The 17,204-nt window shown below is 70.1% G+C and carries 21 protein-coding genes; 8 read left to right on the top strand and 13 right to left on the bottom strand.

Annotated features, from left to right (window positions below; all coding sequences use genetic code 11):
- Nucleotides 1-16 precede the first annotated feature (16 nt).
- Nucleotides 17-1,618: a D-alanyl-D-alanine carboxypeptidase/D-alanyl-D-alanine endopeptidase gene (dacB, locus tag GQF42_RS24700; RefSeq protein ID WP_233273451.1), complete on the bottom strand. Its 1,602-nt coding sequence runs from the start codon at nt 1,616-1,618 to the stop codon at nt 17-19.
- A 79-nt stretch (nt 1,619-1,697) separates the two neighbouring features.
- Between dacB and GQF42_RS24695 the strand changes: the two genes are divergently transcribed.
- Nucleotides 1,698-2,189 (top strand): inorganic diphosphatase, encoded by a 492-nt coding sequence (locus GQF42_RS24695; RefSeq protein ID WP_031225172.1) that lies wholly within the window; start codon nt 1,698-1,700, stop codon nt 2,187-2,189.
- A gap of 117 nt (nt 2,190-2,306) precedes the next feature.
- Nucleotides 2,307-3,962: a threonine/serine exporter family protein gene (locus GQF42_RS24690; RefSeq protein WP_158923348.1), complete on the top strand. Its 1,656-nt coding sequence runs from the start codon at nt 2,307-2,309 to the stop codon at nt 3,960-3,962.
- Nucleotides 3,963-3,983: 21 nt separating this feature from the next.
- Here the strand turns inward: GQF42_RS24690 and GQF42_RS24685 are convergent, their stop codons facing one another.
- Nucleotides 3,984-4,982 carry a DedA family protein gene (locus tag GQF42_RS24685; RefSeq protein WP_158923346.1) on the bottom strand — a complete coding sequence of 333 codons (999 nt, stop codon included), beginning with the start codon at nt 4,980-4,982 and terminating at the stop codon, nt 3,984-3,986.
- Nucleotides 4,983-5,139: 157 nt separating this feature from the next.
- Between GQF42_RS24685 and GQF42_RS24680 the strand changes: the two genes are divergently transcribed.
- Nucleotides 5,140-5,508, top strand: a complete 369-nt coding sequence (locus GQF42_RS24680; RefSeq protein ID WP_158923344.1) for a YbjQ family protein — start codon at nt 5,140-5,142, stop codon at nt 5,506-5,508.
- Nucleotides 5,509-5,562: 54 nt separating this feature from the next.
- Here the strand turns inward: GQF42_RS24680 and GQF42_RS24675 are convergent, their stop codons facing one another.
- Nucleotides 5,563-6,324: a MerR family transcriptional regulator gene (locus GQF42_RS24675; RefSeq protein WP_158923342.1), complete on the bottom strand. Its 762-nt coding sequence runs from the start codon at nt 6,322-6,324 to the stop codon at nt 5,563-5,565.
- Between the two features lie 141 nt (nt 6,325-6,465).
- Here GQF42_RS24675 and GQF42_RS24670 point away from each other — a divergent pair, with 141 nt between their 5' ends.
- The gene (locus tag GQF42_RS24670) at nt 6,466-7,752 is read left to right on the top strand and encodes an ion channel protein (RefSeq protein WP_158923340.1); all 1,287 of its coding nucleotides are present in this window, start codon (nt 6,466-6,468) and stop codon (nt 7,750-7,752) included.
- A gap of 31 nt (nt 7,753-7,783) precedes the next feature.
- Nucleotides 7,784-9,193: a glutamate decarboxylase gene (locus GQF42_RS24665; protein WP_158923338.1), complete on the top strand. Its 1,410-nt coding sequence runs from the start codon at nt 7,784-7,786 to the stop codon at nt 9,191-9,193.
- A 7-nt stretch (nt 9,194-9,200) separates the two neighbouring features.
- On the opposite strand, the gene GQF42_RS24660 is transcribed toward GQF42_RS24665, so the two are convergent.
- Nucleotides 9,201-9,422, bottom strand: a complete 222-nt coding sequence (locus tag GQF42_RS24660) for a DUF397 domain-containing protein (RefSeq protein ID WP_158923336.1) — start codon at nt 9,420-9,422, stop codon at nt 9,201-9,203.
- On the bottom strand, nt 9,415-10,209 hold the full coding sequence (locus GQF42_RS24655; protein ID WP_158923334.1) for a helix-turn-helix domain-containing protein: 795 nt from the start codon (nt 10,207-10,209) through the stop codon (nt 9,415-9,417). Before GQF42_RS24655 ends, GQF42_RS24660 begins: the two co-directional genes overlap by 8 nt.
- A gap of 108 nt (nt 10,210-10,317) precedes the next feature.
- Here GQF42_RS24655 and GQF42_RS24650 point away from each other — a divergent pair, with 108 nt between their 5' ends.
- Nucleotides 10,318-10,482, top strand: coding sequence for a hypothetical protein (locus tag GQF42_RS24650; protein WP_158923332.1), 165 nt, complete (start codon nt 10,318-10,320; stop codon nt 10,480-10,482).
- Nucleotides 10,479-10,781 (top strand): hypothetical protein, encoded by a 303-nt coding sequence (locus tag GQF42_RS24645; protein ID WP_158923330.1) that lies wholly within the window; start codon nt 10,479-10,481, stop codon nt 10,779-10,781. Before GQF42_RS24650 ends, GQF42_RS24645 begins: the two co-directional genes overlap by 4 nt.
- Before the next feature lie 31 nt (nt 10,782-10,812).
- On the opposite strand, the gene GQF42_RS24640 is transcribed toward GQF42_RS24645, so the two are convergent.
- The 4 genes from GQF42_RS24640 to GQF42_RS24625 form a co-directional block, all read right to left on the bottom strand.
- On the bottom strand, nt 10,813-11,454 hold the full coding sequence (locus GQF42_RS24640) for a PadR family transcriptional regulator (RefSeq protein WP_158923328.1): 642 nt from the start codon (nt 11,452-11,454) through the stop codon (nt 10,813-10,815).
- 35 nt (nt 11,455-11,489) lie between these two features.
- Complete coding sequence (locus GQF42_RS24635; RefSeq protein WP_158923326.1) at nt 11,490-12,029, bottom strand: DinB family protein; 540 nt, start codon at nt 12,027-12,029, stop codon at nt 11,490-11,492.
- Between the two features lie 120 nt (nt 12,030-12,149).
- On the bottom strand, nt 12,150-13,613 hold the full coding sequence (locus GQF42_RS24630) for an aldehyde dehydrogenase family protein (protein WP_158923324.1): 1,464 nt from the start codon (nt 13,611-13,613) through the stop codon (nt 12,150-12,152).
- A gap of 109 nt (nt 13,614-13,722) precedes the next feature.
- Nucleotides 13,723-14,547, bottom strand: a complete 825-nt coding sequence (locus GQF42_RS24625) for a helix-turn-helix domain-containing protein (protein ID WP_158930531.1) — start codon at nt 14,545-14,547, stop codon at nt 13,723-13,725.
- 346 nt (nt 14,548-14,893) lie between these two features.
- Between GQF42_RS24625 and GQF42_RS24620 the strand changes: the two genes are divergently transcribed.
- On the top strand, nt 14,894-15,388 hold the full coding sequence (locus GQF42_RS24620; RefSeq protein ID WP_199272780.1) for an ATP-binding protein: 495 nt from the start codon (nt 14,894-14,896) through the stop codon (nt 15,386-15,388).
- A gap of 101 nt (nt 15,389-15,489) precedes the next feature.
- Here GQF42_RS24620 and GQF42_RS24615 read toward each other — a convergent pair whose 3' ends face one another.
- The 4 genes from GQF42_RS24615 to GQF42_RS24600 form a co-directional block, all read right to left on the bottom strand.
- A complete protein-coding gene (locus tag GQF42_RS24615) occupies nt 15,490-15,759 on the bottom strand; it encodes a DUF397 domain-containing protein (protein WP_158923322.1) in 270 nt (89 codons plus the stop codon).
- Nucleotides 15,760-15,974: 215 nt separating this feature from the next.
- A complete protein-coding gene (locus tag GQF42_RS24610; RefSeq protein WP_158923320.1) occupies nt 15,975-16,439 on the bottom strand; it encodes an SRPBCC family protein in 465 nt (154 codons plus the stop codon).
- Nucleotides 16,436-16,783, bottom strand: a complete 348-nt coding sequence (locus tag GQF42_RS24605; RefSeq protein WP_158923318.1) for an ArsR/SmtB family transcription factor — start codon at nt 16,781-16,783, stop codon at nt 16,436-16,438. Before GQF42_RS24605 ends, GQF42_RS24610 begins: the two co-directional genes overlap by 4 nt.
- A gap of 7 nt (nt 16,784-16,790) precedes the next feature.
- Nucleotides 16,791-17,165: a VOC family protein gene (locus GQF42_RS24600; RefSeq protein WP_158923316.1), complete on the bottom strand. Its 375-nt coding sequence runs from the start codon at nt 17,163-17,165 to the stop codon at nt 16,791-16,793.
- Between the last annotated feature and the right edge of the window lie 39 nt (nt 17,166-17,204).

The following is a 17,204-nucleotide window of genomic DNA, read 5'->3' as shown; positions in this document are numbered from 1 at the left end:
CCCGCGCCGACAGGCCCTAGCCGCATCCGCACCCCGCCAGTGCCGTGGCCGTTCTGTCCAGGGCCGTCTGGGCCGCCTGGGGATCGGTCGTACCGGAGGCCATGAAGGCGAAGGCGAGGAGGCGGCCGTCGGCGTCGACGACGGTACCGGCGAGGGTGTTGACACCGGTCAGGGTGCCCGTCTTGGCGCGCACCACACCGGCCGCGCCATCGGTGTAGCGGCTGGTCAGGGTGCCGGTGAAGCCGGCCACGGGCAGGCCGGTGAGGACGGGGCGCAGGCCGGGCCGGGCCGGGTCGCCGGCCGTGACCAGGAGACCGGCGAGCAGGTCCGGGGTCAGCCTGTCGTCGCGGTCGAGGCCGCTGCCGTCGTGGAAGGAGGCGCCGGACATCGGCAGGCCCAGCTTGGTCAGGCGCGCGGAGATCGCCCGGGCGCCGCCGTCGAAGCTGCCCGGCTGCCCGCTGGCGAGCGCCGTGTGGCGGGCCAGGGTCTCGGCGATGTCGTTGTCGCTGTTGGTCAGCATCCGCTCGACGATGTCGGACAGCGGGGGCGAGGAGACGGTGGCGAGGTTCTCCGCGCGCGTGGAGGCCTTGGAGGGCCCGGGGGGCGTGGTCGTGATGCCGACGTCCTTGAGGAAGCCCGCGAACCTGGTGGCCGCGTCCGCGGCCGGGTCGCTCACGCGCGGGGCGGGGCCGCTGGTGGAGTCGTCGCTGCGGCCCTCGTCGGCGGTCAGGGCGCTGACCGGGGCGAGGTTCTCGTTGACGCCGATGGGGTGCAGGGCGGGCCCGGTGAACAGGGTGGTGTCGTAGGAGAGCGTGATCTTGTGGATGCCGCGCTTCTTCAGTTCCTCGGCGGTGCCGGACGCCAGCTGCCGCAGGTCGGCCCAGCCCCCGTCGTCCTTGTGGGCGGTCAGGGTGGGGTCGCCGCCGCCGACCAGGACGAGTTCGCGGGTGTCGGGTTCGAGGGCGGCGCGCGTGGTGAAGCGGTGGTCGGGGCCGAGGGCGGACAGCGCTGCGACCGCGGTGGCGATCTTGGTGGTGGAGGCGGGGGTGAGGGCCTTGCCGGAGTCCGTGCCGTACAGGCGTCGGCCGGTGGTCATGTCGACGACGGTCGCCGCATGACCGTCGCCCAGCTCGGGGTCGTCCAGCAGGGGTCCCAGGACGGCCGAGAGGGGCTTTCCGCCCGGGGCGGCCTTCTCGGTGCCGACGGCGGCCGTCGCGCCGTCCAGGCCCATCAGGACGGGCGCGGCACTCGGTGCGGGCCGCGGCGCCCCCGCGGTCGTACCGGAGCGGCCGTGATCTGCGCCACCTGAGCGCTCCAGGGCGATCGCCCGGTCCCGCTCGGCCGTACGCTGACCGTTGGCGTCCCAGGGGCCGGCCACGGTCACCACGCCGGCGGCGAGTGCGAGGCCGACGGTGGCGGCGCCCGCCGAGTACTGCCAGGTCCTGACGGCTCGCGGACGGGGGAGGTGCGAGGACCGGGAGGCAAGGGCCTGCGTCAACCGCACGACCCGCGGCTTCACGGCCGCCACGGTCCGCGCAAGACGCGGCCGTACGGCGTTCGCGATCCGCTCCACCTGCGGTCCCGCGGCTCGCCAAGGCCTCAGCTCTGGCACGACCACCAGCCCCTTTCGCGATCACACACCTGCGTGAGGGACACTTAACCACCAGAACTATGTGCTGATCATGGAGGAGCCACCGGTGGAGTTCGACGTCACGATCGAGATCCCGAAGGGTTCGCGCAACAAGTACGAGGTGGATCACGAGTCCGGTCGGATCCGCCTGGACCGTCGTCTCTTCACCTCGACCGCCTACCCGACCGACTACGGCTTCGTCGAGAACACCCTCGGCGAGGACGGCGACCCGCTGGACGCGCTGGTCATCCTGGACGAGCCGACCTTCCCGGGCTGCCTGATCAAGTGCCGCGCGATCGGCATGTTCCGCATGACGGACGAGGCGGGCGGCGACGACAAGCTGCTGTGCGTTCCGGCCACCGACCCGCGCGTGGAGCACCTGCGCGACATCCACCACGTGTCGGAGTTCGACCGCCTGGAGATCCAGCACTTCTTCGAGGTGTACAAGGACCTGGAGCCCGGCAAGTCGGTCGAGGGTGCCAACTGGGTGGGCCGCACGGACGCCGAGGCGGAGATCGAGCGGTCGTACAAGCGCTTCAAGGAGCAGGGCGGCCACTGAGCGAGCCCTGTCCCGCTGACGGGCCGCACGCGCACGCGTGCGGCCCGTTTGTGTGCCCGCCGGGCGCACTGCGCATACTGAGGCTACGAGAGGGTGTCGTTCAGGGAGCGGTGCGAGGTGACGGAGGCGGAGGACCGCAAGCCCCGGTCCGACGAGGCGCGGTACGACCCGGAGATCACGTCCGAGTTCGCCATCCCCGAGGGCATCGAGGTCATCGAGGGCGGTGTTGAGCCGGAGACCACGTCCGAGTTCGCCGTGCCGGACGGTCTGGCGGTGTCGCAGCCGCCGAGCCCGGAGCCGGAGGGGTCGGCGTTCGTCCTGCCGAGCGCCTACGGCGCCAAGAGCGGGCCGAGCGCGTTCACCCCGGCGACCGGGATACCGATGGTCAGCCTGGTCAAGGACGCGCCCTGGCAGGACCGGATGCGCACGATGCTGCGCATGCCGGTGACCGAGCGGCCGGCGCCGGAGCCCGTGCACCGGCACGAGGAGGAGGGCCCGGCGGTCCCGCGCGTGCTCGACCTGACGCTGCGTATCGGGGAACTGCTGCTGGCCGGTGGCGAGGGCGCGGAGGACGTGGAGGCCGCGATGTTCGCGGTGTGCCGTTCCTACGGCCTGGACCGCTGCGAGCCCAACGTCACTTTCACCCTGCTGTCGATCTCGCACCAGCCGTCGCTGGTGGAGGACCCGGTGACGGCGTCGCGGACGGTACGCCGGCGGGGCACCGACTACACGCGGCTGTCGGCCGTGTTCCGGCTGGTGGCCGAGTTGAGCGACCCGGAGACGCATGTCTCGCTGGAGGAGGCCTACCGGCGGCTGGCGGAGATCCGCCGCAACCGGCACCCCTACTCCGGCTGGGTGCTGACCCTGGCCGGCGGGCTGCTCGCCGGCGCCGCCTCCGTCCTGGTCGGCGGTGACCTGATCGTGTTCGTCGCGGCGGCCGTGGGCGCGATGCTCGGCGACCGGCTGGCCTGGCTGTGCGCGGGGCGCGGGCTGCCGGAGTTCTACCAGTTCACCGTCGCCGCGATGCCGCCCGCCGCGATCGGCGTGGCGTTCGCGCTGGCGCACGTCGACGTCAAGGCGTCCGCCGTGGTCACCGGTGGACTGTTCGCGCTGCTGCCCGGGCGGGCGCTGGTGGCGGGCGTGCAGGACGGCCTGACCGGCTTCTACATCACGGCCTCCGCGCGCCTGCTGGAGGTCATGTACTTCTTCGTCGGCATCGTCACCGGCGTGCTGGTCGTCCTGTACTTCGGCGTGAAGGTCGGCGGGAAGCTGAACCCGGACGCGGCGCTGATGATCAACGAACGGCCGCTGATCCAGATCGCGGCGTCCATGGTGCTGTCCCTGACCTTCGCGGTCCTGCTCCAGCAGGAACGTTCGACCGTGCTCTGGGTGACCCTCAACGGGGGCGTCGCCTGGTCGGTGTACGGCGCGATGCACTACGTCGGGGGCATCTCGCCGGTCGCCTCCACGGCGGTGGCGGCGGGGCTGGTGGGCCTGTTCGGGCAGTTGCTGTCGCGCTACCGGTTCGCGTCGGCGCTGCCGTACACGACGGCGGCGATCGGGCCGCTGCTGCCCGGTTCCGCCACGTACTTCGGGCTGCTGAGCATGGCCCAGAACGAGGTGGACAAGGGACTGGTGTCGCTGGCCAAGGCGGCGTCACTCGCCATGGCCATCGCCATCGGGGTCAATCTGGGCTCGGAGATCTCGCGGCTGTTCCTGCGGATCGGCTCCGCCGGGAAGCGGCGGGCCGCGAAGCGGACCCGCGGTTTCTAGCGGCCCGGGGTCTCCTGGCGCCTACGGCCGAGGCTGGTCGTAGGGGTACTGGTTCTGGCCGTACTGGTCCTGGCCGTGGCCGTACTGGTTCTGGCCGTACTGCTGCTGCGGGTACTGCCCCTGGTCGTAGTACTGCTGGTCCCAGTCCTGCTGCCGGGGCTGCTGGTACTGCTGCTGAGGCTGGTACGGCTCCTGCTGGTACTGCTGCTCCGGGTGCTGGTGCTGGTGCTCCTGCTGGTACTGCTGCTGGTGCGGCTGCTGCTGGTAGGCGTACGGCTCCGGCTCGGCCGGCTCGATGCGGCGGAGCTGTGCCGTCGCGTCGTCCATCACCGGCTGGTGCTGGTACGCGGGCTGCTGCTGGGGCACGGGCTGCGGGGCGGGCGGGGCCGCCGGGGTCTGCTTCGCCTTGCCGCGCGCCCGCAGCAGCTCGATCGCGACCGGGATCACGGAGACGAGGACGATCAGGATCAGGATCGCCTCGACGTTGTTCTTGACGAAGTCGATCTTGCCGAGCCACGAGCCGAGCAGCGTGACGCCCGCGCCCCACAGGACGCCGCCGATGATGTTGAAGACCACGAACGAGCGGTACTTCATGCCGCTGACGCCGGCGATGATCGGCGTGAACGTCCGCACGATGGGCACGAAGCGGGCCAGGACCAGCGACTTGGGGCCGTACTTCTCGAAGAACTCGTGCGCCTTGGTGACGTTCTCCTGCTTGAACAGGCGGGAGTCCGGACGGTTGAAGAGGGACGGACCGACCTTCTTGCCGAACATGTAGCCCGCCTGGTCGCCGAGTATCGCGGCGAGGCAGATCAGGCCGATGGCGCCCCACAGCGGGAAGTCCATCTGGTGCGAGGTGATCAGCAGACCGCAGGTGAACAGCAGCGAGTCACCGGGCAGGAAGAAGCCGATGAGCAGGCCGGACTCGGCGAAGACGACGAGCAGCAGACCCCAGATGCCGAAGCTGTTGAGCAGGTGGTTGGGATCGAGCCAGCTCGGGCCGAGGGCGAGTGTCATCACGGGTCCGGGCTCCTGAGGGGGTGAAGGGCGGTTGCGGCGGCTGACGGCGTGCTTCCCTTGTCGTGCCGCCCAAAGCTATCAACGTGATGTGACCGCCCCAGGTTCCACCGGCGCATCCAGGATGCGCTGTGGGACAACCGAGAGAAAGCTGTGACTCATGGGACTCGAAGACTACGGCGGGGGCCAGGGGCCCGGGTCCGACGTGCTCGTCGTGACGACGAACGACGTGCCCGGGCACCGGGTGGAGCAGGTGATCGGCGAGGTCTTCGGGCTCACCGTGCGCTCGCGGCACCTCGGCAGCCAGATCGGCGCCGGACTCAAGTCGATGATCGGCGGCGAGCTGAAGGGCCTCACCAAGACGCTCGTGCAGACCCGCAACCAGGCCATGGAACGGCTGGTGGAGCAGGCACGCGCGCGCGGGGCCAACGCCGTGCTGGCGTTCCGCTTCGACGTGACGGAGGCCGCCGACGTGGGCACCGAGGTGTGCGCGTACGGCACGGCGGTCGTCCTCGCCCGGGTGGAGTGACCTCCTCGGCCCCGGCCCGGGGGTGATCTCGCGCACACCCCGGGCCGGGACCGGTCAGGAGGTGTGCCGGTCGGCGTTGGCGAGGATCGCGCCCCGCAGGTGCTCGGCGAGGCCGGGCCGCACGGCGTCGTAATACGCCTTGAAACGCTCGTCGGAGACGTACATCTCCGCGAAGCACCGGTGCATCTCGTACGAGACCTCGAAGTACCACTTGGCGATGTGCTGCCGGTGTTCCTCGGCCAGGTCCATGGCCGCCTCGCCGGACGGCTGCCCGCCGGCGGCCACCAGGGCGGCGTACCGCTCCTGCCAGTCGTCGACCTCGGCCTGGACGCGCTTCCAGTCCTCCTTGGTGTAGGTGGCGGCGCGGCGCTGCGACTCGGCCCACGCCTCGGTGTTGCCCCAGCGCTGCTCCGCCTCCTCGCGGTACTGCTCCGGATCCTTGTCCCCGAAGACCTCGAACCGCTCCTCGGGGGTGAGTTGAATGCCCATCGTGCGTGCCTCCATGGCGTGCTCCACGGCCGCGGCCATCTTCTGGAGTCTCTCGATCCGGACGGTCAGCAGATCGTGCTGGCGGCGCAGGTGTTCGCGCGGGTCCACCGCCGGGTCGTCGAGCAGGACCGCGACCTCCTCGAGCGGAAAGCCGAGTTCCCGGTAGAACAGGATCTGCTGGAGCCGGTCGAGGTCGGCGTCGGTGTAGCGCCGGTGCCCGGCGTACGTGCGCTCGCCGGGCACGAGCAGGCCGATCTCGTCGTAGTGGTGCAGGGTGCGCACCGTGATTCCGGCGAACCCCGCGACCTGCCCCACGGAGTAGCTCACTTTTCCGCTCCTTAGGTCGGTACGTCCTCCACGCTGAGGCCTCACGTCACGTGAGGTGCAAGCCGGTTCGGTTTCCGGACCACTCCGAATGTCGTCGAGTCCTGCCCGTTTCGTCTATTTCGACCCGTTTAGGGTTGGCCCGTGGCCCAGGACACCGCGCGGCAGCCGCCCCCGACCGCTCCCGCGGCCCCGGCACGGGCACTGCTGCCGTTCATCCTGCCCGCCGTCGTCGTGGGCGTGGTCGCGGCCCTGGTCTTCGTCGGAGTGTCCACGGCGGCGGAGAAGCTCCAGCACGTGCTGTGGGGGCCGCTGCCGGACGCGCTCGGGGTGGGCCGCTACTCGGTGCTGTGGATGTTCGTCATGCTCGTGGCGACCGGCATCGCGGTCGGACTGGTGGTCTGGAAGGTGCCCGGCCACGCCGGTCCCGACCCGGCGACGCTCGGCCTGGACGCCCCGGTCCTGCCGCCGGAGGTGCTGCCGGGCCTGGTGCTGGCGGCCGCGCTGATGCTGGCCGGCGGCCCGAGCCTCGGCCCGGAGAACCCGGTCATCGCCGTCAACGTGGGCCTCGCGACCTGGCTCGGCACCCGGCTGTTGCCCCGCACGCCGGGCACGCTGTGGCCGGTGCTGGCCGAGTCGGGGACGATCGGCGCGCTGTTCGGCACGCCGGTGGCGGCGGCGCTGGTGATCTCCGAGGCGCTGGCCGGGAAGCCACTGCGGGGACGGCTGTGGGACAACCTGTTCGCACCGCTGGCCGCCGGTGCGTGCGGGGCCATGACGACCTCGCTGGTCGCCCGGCCGACCTTCGACCTGGGGCTGGCGCCGATGGGCCGCCCGCACGCGAAGGACCTGCTGGCCGCACTGGTGATCGCCGCGACGGCCGCGCTGCTCGGCTTGTGCGCCGTGTACGCCTTCCCGTACGTCCACGCGGCCTTCCGGCGGCTGCGGCACCCCCTGCTGGCGCTGCCGACGGGCGGGGTCGTACTGGGCGGGCTGGCGGCGCTGGGCGGCCATCTGACGCTGTTCAAGGGGCTGTCGGAGGTCGGGGAGCTGGCCCGGAACCCGGAGGGCTGGTCGGCGGGGCGGTTCGCCCTGATGGCGGTGGTGAAGCTGGCGGCGCTGGTGGTCGCCGCGTCCTGCGGCTTCCGTGGCGGCCGTATCTTCCCCGCGGTCTTCATCGGCACTTCACTGGGCCTGTGTGCCCATGCGCTCGTTCCGGCCGTGCATCCCTCGCTGGGCGTGGCGATGGGCGTCCTGGGCATGCTCCTGGCGATCACGCGACAGGGCTGGGTGAGCCTGTTCACCGCGGCGGTCCTGGTGGCCTCGCCCGCCATCCTCACCCTGTTGTGCGTCGCCTCGCTGCCCGCCTGGCTGCTGGTGACGGGGCGTCCGCAGATGCAGTTGCGGCCGGACGGTACGCCGGTCCGCTGAACCCTTCCCGGAATTCCTGGAGGCACGTTTCATGGCCCTGCACAAAGGTCCCCAGCAGCATCGGAAGCGAGCGACGCCGATCAACCCGTTCTACGGTGAGGCCAACCCGGTCGTCGGCATGACCGAGACGCCGCCCACGCACCGGCTCCCGGACGGCCCGCTCGCGCCGACGACTGCGTACCAGCTGGTGCACGACGAGCTGATGCTGGACGGCAACTCCCGGCTGAACCTGGCCACCTTCGTCACCACCTGGATGGAGCCGCAGGCCGGGGTGCTGATGGAGCAGTGCCGCGACAAGAACATGATCGACAAGGACGAGTACCCGCGCACGGCCGAGCTGGAACGGCGCTGCGTGGCGATGCTCGCCGACCTGTGGCACGCGCCGGACCCGTCGACGGCGGTGGGCTGTTCGACCACCGGTTCCAGCGAGGCGTGCATGCTCGCCGGGATGGCGCTCAAGCGACGGTGGGCCAAGCGCAACGCCGACCGCTATCCGGGCTCGGCACGGCCCAACCTGGTCATGGGCATCAACGTCCAGGTGTGCTGGGAGAAGTTCTGCAACTTCTGGGAGGTGGAGGCCCGGCAGGTCCCGATGGACGGCGACCGCTTCCATCTGGACCCGCAGGCGGCGGCCGAGCTGTGCGACGAGAACACCATCGGGGTCGTCGGCATCCTCGGCTCGACCTTCGACGGGTCGTACGAACCCGTCAAGGAGCTGTGCGCTGCCCTGGACGCCCTGCAGGAGCGCACGGGACTCGACATCCCGGTGCACGTGGACGGCGCGTCGGGCGGCATGGTGGCGCCGTTCCTCGACCCGGACCTGGAGTGGGACTTCCGGCTGCCGCGCGTGGCCTCGATCAACACCTCCGGGCACAAGTACGGGCTGGTGTATCCCGGGGTCGGCTGGGCGCTGTGGCGGGACTCGGAGGCGCTGCCGGAGGAGCTGGTCTTCCGGGTCAACTACCTGGGCGGCGACATGCCGACCTTCGCGCTGAACTTCTCCCGGCCCGGCGCCCAGGTGGTCGCCCAGTACTACACGTTCCTGCGCCTGGGCCGCGACGGCTACCGGGCGGTGCAGCAGTCGACCCGGGACGTGGCGACCTCGCTGGCCGAACGCATCGGGGAACTGGGCGACTTCAGGCTCCTCACCCGTGGGGAGCAGCTACCGGTGTTCGCGCTGACCACGACCGACGAGGTCACGGCGTACGACGTCTTCGACGTCTCCCGCCGGCTGCGCGAGAGCGGCTGGCTGGTGCCCGCGTACACCTTCCCGGCGAACCGTGAGGACCTGTCCGTCCTGCGGATCGTGTGCCGCAACGGGTTCTCGCACGACCTGGCCGACCTGTTCCTGGACGACCTGACCCGCCTGCTGCCCCAACTGCGCCGACAGCCACACCCGTTGACCCGGGACAAGGCGGCGGCGACCGGGTTCCATCACTAGACGACGGTCAGAAGTGCAGGGTCCCGTCCCTGACCGCCCCGACGAACGACGCCCACACGGGCCCCGCGACGACCAGCGCGGGGCCCTCCGGGTTCTTGGAGTCACGGACGGGGATGCCGGAGGGGTGGTGGTCGAGGACTTCGAGGCAGTTGTCGGCACTGGGACTGCTGTAGGTCGACTTGCGCCAGCCGCTCAGTGCGGCAGCGTTCGATATGGTCCGGTCAGTCATCGTGTCCGTAGTCCTTCGCAGTGGTCCTGAGCAGGGCGGCCGAGTCCTTCAGTGGCAGGGCGTCGCTCAAAGCGAGATCGTAGCGACTCTGCAACTCGCGGACCATGGAAGGGGAATCGTGTACTTTTCCCATCCCGTATCCCTCGGTGTACGCCAGGGGTGGCTGGTCCTCGAACCACATGAGCCTGAGCGTGTTGTCCAGCAGCGGATGAAGACCCACCCCAAACGGCAGCACATGCACGCGGATACGTCCAGCCTCGGCGAGGCCGACGAGATGCATGACCTGCTCCGCCATGACGTCCTCACTGCCCACAGGCCGTCGTAGCAACGCCTCGTCCAGCAGCGCCCACAGTACGGGCGTGACGGGATCTTCGAGGATCTTCGCGCGTTCAAGGCGTGTGACGACGCGCCTGTCACACTCCTCTTCACTCACCGGAGGGAACGCCGAGCCCAGGACCGCGCGCGCGTACTTTTCCGTCTGCAGGAGGCCAGGGATGTACGCCAGCGCGAACTCCCTGATCATCACGGCCTGCTGTTCGAGTTGGCGCACCGCCTCGAAATGGTCGGCGACGGCCACGTCCTCCCGCGGCAGAAAACTGCTCAGCACATTCCCCGTGTTCAGCGCCGCGTCCAGCCGCCTCGCGTCCTCCTTCGACGGCACCCGGCGCCCCGCCTCGATGTGCGCGATGTGCGAACGCGTCATGACAGCCATGTCGGCCAACTGCTGCTGCGTCAGCCCCGCCGCCTCGCGCTGTTCCTTGAGCCAGTCGCCGTACGTACTGCCCACCGGTCAACTCCCTTGTGACAAAAGTTCCGTCACCTTCTCCCCTCTGGCGAGGCTAGCCCGCGCGACCGCACAGTGTGACCAGTTCGCCACAGAAAGCGAGTTCGCGACATGAGTCACCGCTTCGCCCGCCGCCTCCTCGGACGGCTGCGCCGACGACGCCGTACGCGTACGGCCGCCGCCCCGCCGCAGCCGCCCTACGTCCCCCGCCTCATCGACGGCCGGGTACCCGGCATCGGCGTGGGTGTGTGCCTGAGTGCCGAGGTGAGGAAGTGACGTACGAGGGGAACGAGACCCGGCTGCTGCCCTGGACGGGCCATGGCGGCAAGCCCTGTTATCTCGTCACCGACGGATCGGGGCAGATGTCCCGGATCGCCGACACCGTCGAGCGCGTACAGCTCGGCATGGCCCGCGATCTGCTCGGGCACGCGGCCGACCTGCTCGCCGACGATCGGCCGACGCCCGCGCAACTCCGCTTCCTGCTCGCCCGGATGAGCGAGGCGCTGACCGCCGTGCACCGGATCGCGCAGAGCCGTGGCGCCCGCCTGCGCACGGACACCGACGACGGGGCCTGAGCCCGCGCCTCCCGCCGACCCGGCCAGAGTCTCAGCGGTCGTCCCCCGGATGCCGCTCCCCCGTCGCGTACGGGTTCTCCTCGCCCTCGGCCGGCACGCCGACGAACGGCTCTCCCTCGCCGGCGAAGGTGTAGGCGCCGCGCTCGAGACGTTCGACGAGGCCGTGGACCCACGCGGCCTCGGAGTCGGCCGTGTGGACCCACATGTTCATGATCTCGCCGATGTGACCGAGCTGGGCGGACCCGCCCTCGGGCACGTAGTGCTCGGTCACCGAGGCCCGCCACGCCTCGATCCGGCGCGTGCGCTCCTTCAGCAGCGCCACCGCCTCGACCCGGGGCAGGTCGACCATGAAGCCGAGGGCCGCCGCCTTCATGTCGCCGCGCTGGTCGTAGCCGGCCAGCGCGTCGCGCAACAGGGCGAAGTACTCCCCGGTGCCCTTCTCCGTCACCTCGTACTCGGTGCGCGGCGGCCCGCCCGCCGTGGACGGCGCGACCTCGTGCGCGTGCAGCAGTCCCTGCTTGGCCATCTGCTTGAGGGCGTGGTAGATCGAGCCCGGCTTGGCCTGGGACCACTCGTGCGCGCCCCAGTACTCCAGGTCGCCCCGCACCTGGTACCCGTGGGCCCGCCCGTGCCGGCGGACCGCGCCCAGCACGAGAAGACGGATCGCTGACATGCGGTCCAGGTTATTGCCGTGTCCTCGCCGTACGGCTATCCGGCCTGTTCCTGGGCCACCAGCTCGAACGCCGTCCTGCCGTCCAGGGACTCCCGGATGATGTCGGCGTGGCCCGCGTGCCGGGCGGTCTCGCGGATCAGGTGCAGGCACACCCAGCGCAGCGACACACGGCCCTCCGGCGGGAACCAGGGGTCGGGCGGCAGCGGGAAGGTCTCGTCCAGGCTCGGTGCGGAGCGGATGAACTTCTCCGTCTCGGCGGCGACCTGCTCCCAGTACGCCAGCTGCCCCTCGACCGTCTCGCCGTCGGCCAGTTGGAAGCACTCGTGCCAGTTCGACTGGTCGCGGTGCACCGCCGGCGGCTCCTGCTTCGCCCGCGCGATCCAGCTCTGCTCCACCTCGGCGACATGCTTGAGCAGTCCGCCGAGCGACAGCTCGCTGGCGCTCGGACGGGTACGGGCCTGCTCCTCCGTCAGCCCGAGCAGCGCCCGGCGGATGCCGCCGCGCTGCTCCTCGATGAACGCGAGCAGCGCCCCGCGCTCGTCGCCCTGTGTCTCCGCCGCTACATGCTTGACCATGGCCGACCGCCTTTCCTGGTGCTGTCGGGGCACTCGGCCCCCTGACACCACCGAAGCTACGGGCCATTGAGGTCAGATCCTGACCTCAATGGCCCGGCACTTCCGGAGAACTCAGAAAACTCAGAACGGGAAGCCGCTGCGCCCGTGCTGGACCGAGATCCACTTGATGGTCGTGAAGGCCTCCAGCGTCGTCTCGCCGTTCAGGCGGCCGATACCGGAGTGCTTCTCGCCCCCGAACGGCACGATCGGCTCGTCGTGGACCGTGCCGTCGTTCACATGGAACATGCCGGTGTCGATCCGCTTGGCGAAGGCGACGCCCCGCTCGATGTCACCGGTGTGGACGGCGCCGCTGAGGCCGTACGGCGTGTCGTTGACGATGCGGACCGCCTCCTCCTCGCCGTCGAACGGGACGAGGAAGACGACCGGGCCGAAGATCTCCTGCTGGAGCAGTGCGGAGTCGGCCGGGACGTCGGTGAGCACACTGGGCGCGACCAGGTTGCCCTCCGTGGTGCCCCGCACCAGGGCCGTGGCGCCCTCGGCGATCGCCTGCTCGACCGCGCCCGCAATAGCGTTGGCCTGCTGCGAGTTGATGACCGGGCCGATCACGGTCTGCGGGTCGCGCGGGTCGCCGGTCCTCAGGGTGCGGACCTTGGCGACGAACTTCTCGGTGAACTCGTCGGCGACGGAGGCGTCCACGAGGACGCGGTTGGCGGCCATGCAGACCTGGCCCTGGTGCACGAACCGGCTGAAGACCGCCGCGTCCACCGCGTAGTCGATGTCGGCGTCGTCCAGCACCACCAGCGCGCTGTTGCCGCCCAGTTCGAGCACCGAGCGCTTGAAGTTCGCGGCGCAGACGGTGGCCACGTGCCGGCCGACCTTGTCGGAGCCGGTGAAGGAGATGACCTTGGGGACGGGGTGCTCGATGAAGGCGTCGCCGATCTCGGCGATGTCGGTGACCACGACGTTGAGCAGGCCGCCGGGCAGCCCGGCCTCCTCGAAGATCTTCGCGATGAGGGTGCCGCCGGTGATCGGGGTGTTCTGGTGCGGCTTGAGGACCACGCCGTTGCCGAGCGCGAGCGCCGGCGCCACCGACTTCAGCGACAGCAGGAAGGGGAAGTTGAACGGGCTGATCACGCCCACGACCCCGACCGGCACCCGGTAGACGCGGTTCTCCTTGCCGTCGGCCGGGGACGGCAGGATCTTGCCCTCGGGGCGCAGCGCGAGGTGGATCGACTCGCGCAGGAACTCCTTGGCGAGGTGCAGCTCGAAACCGGCCTTCACGCGGGTGCCGCCCAGTTCCGCGATGATCAGATCGGCTATCTCCTGCTCGCGGTCCTGTATCAGCCGCAGCGCCCGCTCGAGGACCGCCCGCCGGGTGTAGGGGTTGGTCTCGGCCCACTGCTTCTGGGCCCGGGCGGCGGCCCGGTAGGCCTGGTCCACCTCGTCGACGGTGGCCACGGTGATCGAGGCCAGCTTCTCGTCGTCGTAGGGGTTGAAGTCGATGACGTCCCAGGAGCCGGTGCCCGGACGCCACTCGCCGTCGATGTACTGCTGGGCCAGGTCGCTGAAGTAGGACGACGCCATGTGATCCCTCAATCGCTAGCGGACACCAGATCTACGCCAGGTCTGATCACACGTCATCGTACTTGTGTTTAAGGAGAGTTGGAGGTGACCGAATGCAGTCGGAAGCCGTTTACGACAGCTGCAGCAGCCCGCGCAGCAGGTCCCGGCTCTCGTCGGGCCCGGGGCTGTCCTTCTGCAGCTCCTTGAGCGCCTGCTCGTACTGGGCGACGTCCTCACGCTTGTCCAGGTAGAGGGCGCTGGTCAGCTGCTCCAGATAGACGACGTCGGACAGATCGGCGTCGGGGAAGCTGAGGATGGTGAATGCACCGCTCTCGCCGGAGTGCCCACCGAAGCTGAACGGCATGACCTGCAGGCGTACGTTGGGCCGCTCGGAGACGCCGATGAGGTGCTGGAGCTGGCCGCGCATCGCCGCGCGGTCGCCGTACGGGCGGCGCAGGGCGGCCTCGTCGAGCACGATGTGGAACTCGGGGGCGCCGTCGGCGAACAGATGCTTCTGCCGCTCCAGGCGCAGGGCGACACGACGCTCGATGTCGTCCGGGCTCGCGCCCTTCATGCCGCGCCGGACCACCGCGCGCGCGTACTCCTCGGTCTGCAGCAGGCCGTGGACGAACTGCACTTCGTAGGCGCGGATCAGGGAGGCGGCACCCTCCAGGCCCACGTAGGTGGGGAACCAGCTGGGCAGGACGTCGGTGTAACTGTGCCACCAGCCCGCCACGTTGGCCTCACGGGCGAGGGAGAGCAGGGACTCGCGCTCCGCCTCGCCGGTGATGCCGTACAGCGTCAGCAGGTCCTCCACGTCCCTGGTCTTGAAGCTCACCCGGCCCAGCTCCATCCGGCTGATCTTCGACTCGGAGGCGCGGATCGAGTAGCCCGCCGCCTCGCGCGTGATCCCCCGTGCTTCACGCAGCCGCCTGAGTTGCGAGCCGAGCAGCATCCGCCGCACCACCGATCCGGGCTCTCCCGCGCTCACGTTCGCCAGCCTCCCCAACCGTCTTCAGGGCCCGCAGTCTGCCACTAAAACACTTCGAGCAGTACTCGTCCGGTTACGGAAACGGAAAGAGCCGAGCCGTTTCTGCCTGCGTCCGGCCGGGAAAAGGTCAGGACCACTGGCGACAGCGTCATGAGGTTGGCAGAAAAAATGGCCAAGAAGCGGTACGGGCAGGGCTATTTCGGTCGCGTGCACGTGCATCTGCCCTTGCATCTGCTGTGCGCTTCCGAAACCATGGGTGCCGCGCCACCGCTGCATCGCAACGACCGCGAACTCCCCGGGAGTGCCTCGCATGGGAACGAATGGATCGACCATGCTCAAGCCGTTACGGCAGGGCCTTCCGCCGCTGGATCCCGCAGCCGTGTCCGACGCCGCCTCCTGCTCCCTGCCCGCCCGTTACGAAGCGGTGCGCGAGGCGCGGCGCTTCACCCGCGCCACCCTCGACCAGTGGGACGTCGGTGACCGCTTCGACGACATATGCCTGGTCGTCTCCGAACTCGTCACCAACGCGCTGCGCCACGGTCTGCCGGGCGACGCCGGATGCTCCGAACACACCCCGTCCGTACGGCTGCACCTGATGCGCTGGACCGAGCGGCTGGTGTGCGCGGTGCGCGACCCGAGCCACGAGACCCCGGTCCCGCGCGACTCGGACGACTTCTCGGCCGAGTCCGGGCGCGGGCTGTTCCTGGTCGACTCCTTCGCCGACAGCTGGGGCTGGCACCCGCTCGCGGGCACCCTCGACGGCAAGGTCGTCTGGGCACTGTTCCGGCTCCGCCCGGCCGTCTGACGCGGTACGCACCGAGCGACGCCCACTGTCTACGCGCGTCGCACCGGGCATTTCCCCCTTGGCGACATCGTTGCCGTCGGGGCCCCGCCGGTACCGGCGCGTCAGCCGGCGATCAGGTGGTCGAACTCGCCGTCCTTGACGCCGAGGAGCATGGCCTCGATCTCCGCGCGCGTGTAGACAAGCGCCGGCCCGTCCGGGAAGCGCGAATTGCGTACGGCGACCTCGCCGCCCGGCAGCCGGGCGAACTCCACGCAGGAACCCTGCGAGTTGCTGTGCCTGCTCTTCTGCCAGGCCACTCCGTCCAGCTGCGCGGCAGCCATGCCGTTGTACACGTCGTACCCCCCGTACACGCCGTCAACGTCGCGGTCCACAGGTCGCTCCCCGCTGGTGCACTGGCTGGTGTGGCCATGGATGCTGTAGTCAACTGACCCGGATCATAACCTTGTTCACGTGCAGACGCATGAGCAAATGCACGTGCACGCGCGGTGTTCCCTCGGTTACAGCTTTGACGACCGCTTTACCCGAAGCCGCAACGGCGCCCCGGGCCGAACCAGCCCCGTTCCCGCACCGAACCGGTGGGTGCGCGTTACCGAAGCTGTTCCAGCGCCTGCCCCAGAGCGGGCAGGACATGCCCCCGCCATCCCCCGTCCATGATCTTCCGCGCCATCATCTGAGCCGGGTCGTCCGGATCGAACCCCTCGTGCACTAGGAACAGACGCGTTCCGCGCCCTTCCTGTTCCAGGGTCCAGGTGATCGTCCAGTCCGCCGCGTTGGCCGGATCGGCGTCCGTCCAGCGGACGGACAGCATCCGCTCGATGTCGTACCCGAGGACCCGCACCTCCACGACGCCGGAGAAGCGGGAGTTGGGACGCGGGACCGAGGTCATCCGGTACCGATGGCCGACCCGGAGCCGGAAGCCCTCGGCTCCGGGCATCTGCCACTGGACGAGCAGGTCGGGATCGGTCAGGGCACGCCAGACCTTGGGGGGCGGATGCGGGAAGAACTGATCGACGCGGAGGGTGGTCAGGTCGTCGTCCGGCTGACTGTTCATGACCCGCCATCGTCGGGCATGCGGTCGAGCAGATCGCCGAGGCCCTTCAGCCGCTCGCGCCAGAACCGCTCGTACGGATGGAGCCAGTCCTGCACCTCGGCGAGCGGGGCCGCCTCGAGGCGGTAGATGCGCCGGCGTCCGGAGCGCTGTTCGGAGACGAGTCCGGCCTCCCGCAGCACCCTGAGGTGTTCCGAGAGGCTCGGGCGGCGCATGTCGAAGTGGTCGGCGAGCACCTGCACCGGCTGGGGCCCGCGCTCGCGCAGCAGCCGCAGCACCTCGCGGCGGGTGGCGTTGGCGAGGGCGGCGAAGACGCGGTCCTCGGCGGCCGTACCGGTCGCGTTCATCGAATGGTCAGAAGCCTTCCTTCTCCGTCAGCAGCATCAGACCGTTGCCGTCGGGGTCCGTGAAGGAGGCCATACGGCCCCAGGGCAGCTCGTCCGGGCCCCGGACCTCGGTGCCCGCCCCGGTGAGCCGGGCGCAGTCGGCGTCGACATCGGTCGTCACCAACATGATCCCCCGAGCGGAGCCGGGCTCGAAATCGCCCATGCCGGGCCCGGCGAGGGTGAAGACGGTCCGTGCGCCCTCGGGTGCGACCTGGAGCCAGCGGCCCTGGGGCATGTCCCGGTCGGCGGTGACCGCCAGACCCAGGACGTCCCGGTAGAAGCGCAGAGCGCGGTCCTGGTCGGAGACGGGAAGCGTGACGAATGCGGCATGCGTGATGGTCATGCCGCGAGAATAGGTAGGGAATCACCTACGCGTCAATCG

Origin of the sequence: Streptomyces broussonetiae, from assembly GCF_009796285.1 — a bacterium.
GTDB classification, from domain to species: domain Bacteria; phylum Actinomycetota; class Actinomycetes; order Streptomycetales; family Streptomycetaceae; genus Streptomyces; species Streptomyces broussonetiae.
The sequence above is the reverse complement of the archived record's forward strand: the minus strand, read 5'-3'. Positions and strand labels throughout refer to the sequence as shown.

Coding starts and splice junctions, on each gene's coding strand:
- GQF42_RS24680 (WP_158923344.1), top strand. CDS start 5,140: ATGGGACTCGAAGACTACGGCGGGGGCCAGGGGCCCGGGTCCGACGTG.
- GQF42_RS24665 (WP_158923338.1), top strand. CDS start 7,784: ATGGCCCTGCACAAAGGTCCCCAGCAGCATCGGAAGCGAGCGACGCCG.
- GQF42_RS24660 (WP_158923336.1), bottom strand. CDS start 9,422: ATGACTGACCGGACCATATCGAACGCTGCCGCACTGAGCGGCTGGCGC.
- GQF42_RS24650 (WP_158923332.1), top strand. CDS start 10,318: ATGAGTCACCGCTTCGCCCGCCGCCTCCTCGGACGGCTGCGCCGACGA.
- GQF42_RS24640 (WP_158923328.1), bottom strand. CDS start 11,454: ATGTCAGCGATCCGTCTTCTCGTGCTGGGCGCGGTCCGCCGGCACGGG.
- GQF42_RS24635 (WP_158923326.1), bottom strand. CDS start 12,029: ATGGTCAAGCATGTAGCGGCGGAGACACAGGGCGACGAGCGCGGGGCG.
- GQF42_RS24630 (WP_158923324.1), bottom strand. CDS start 13,613: ATGGCGTCGTCCTACTTCAGCGACCTGGCCCAGCAGTACATCGACGGC.
- GQF42_RS24625 (WP_158930531.1), bottom strand. CDS start 14,547: ATGCTGCTCGGCTCGCAACTCAGGCGGCTGCGTGAAGCACGGGGGATC.
- GQF42_RS24620 (WP_199272780.1), top strand. CDS start 14,894: ATGGGAACGAATGGATCGACCATGCTCAAGCCGTTACGGCAGGGCCTT.
- GQF42_RS24610 (WP_158923320.1), bottom strand. CDS start 16,439: ATGAACAGTCAGCCGGACGACGACCTGACCACCCTCCGCGTCGATCAG.
- GQF42_RS24605 (WP_158923318.1), bottom strand. CDS start 16,783: ATGAACGCGACCGGTACGGCCGCCGAGGACCGCGTCTTCGCCGCCCTC.
- GQF42_RS24600 (WP_158923316.1), bottom strand. CDS start 17,165: ATGACCATCACGCATGCCGCATTCGTCACGCTTCCCGTCTCCGACCAG.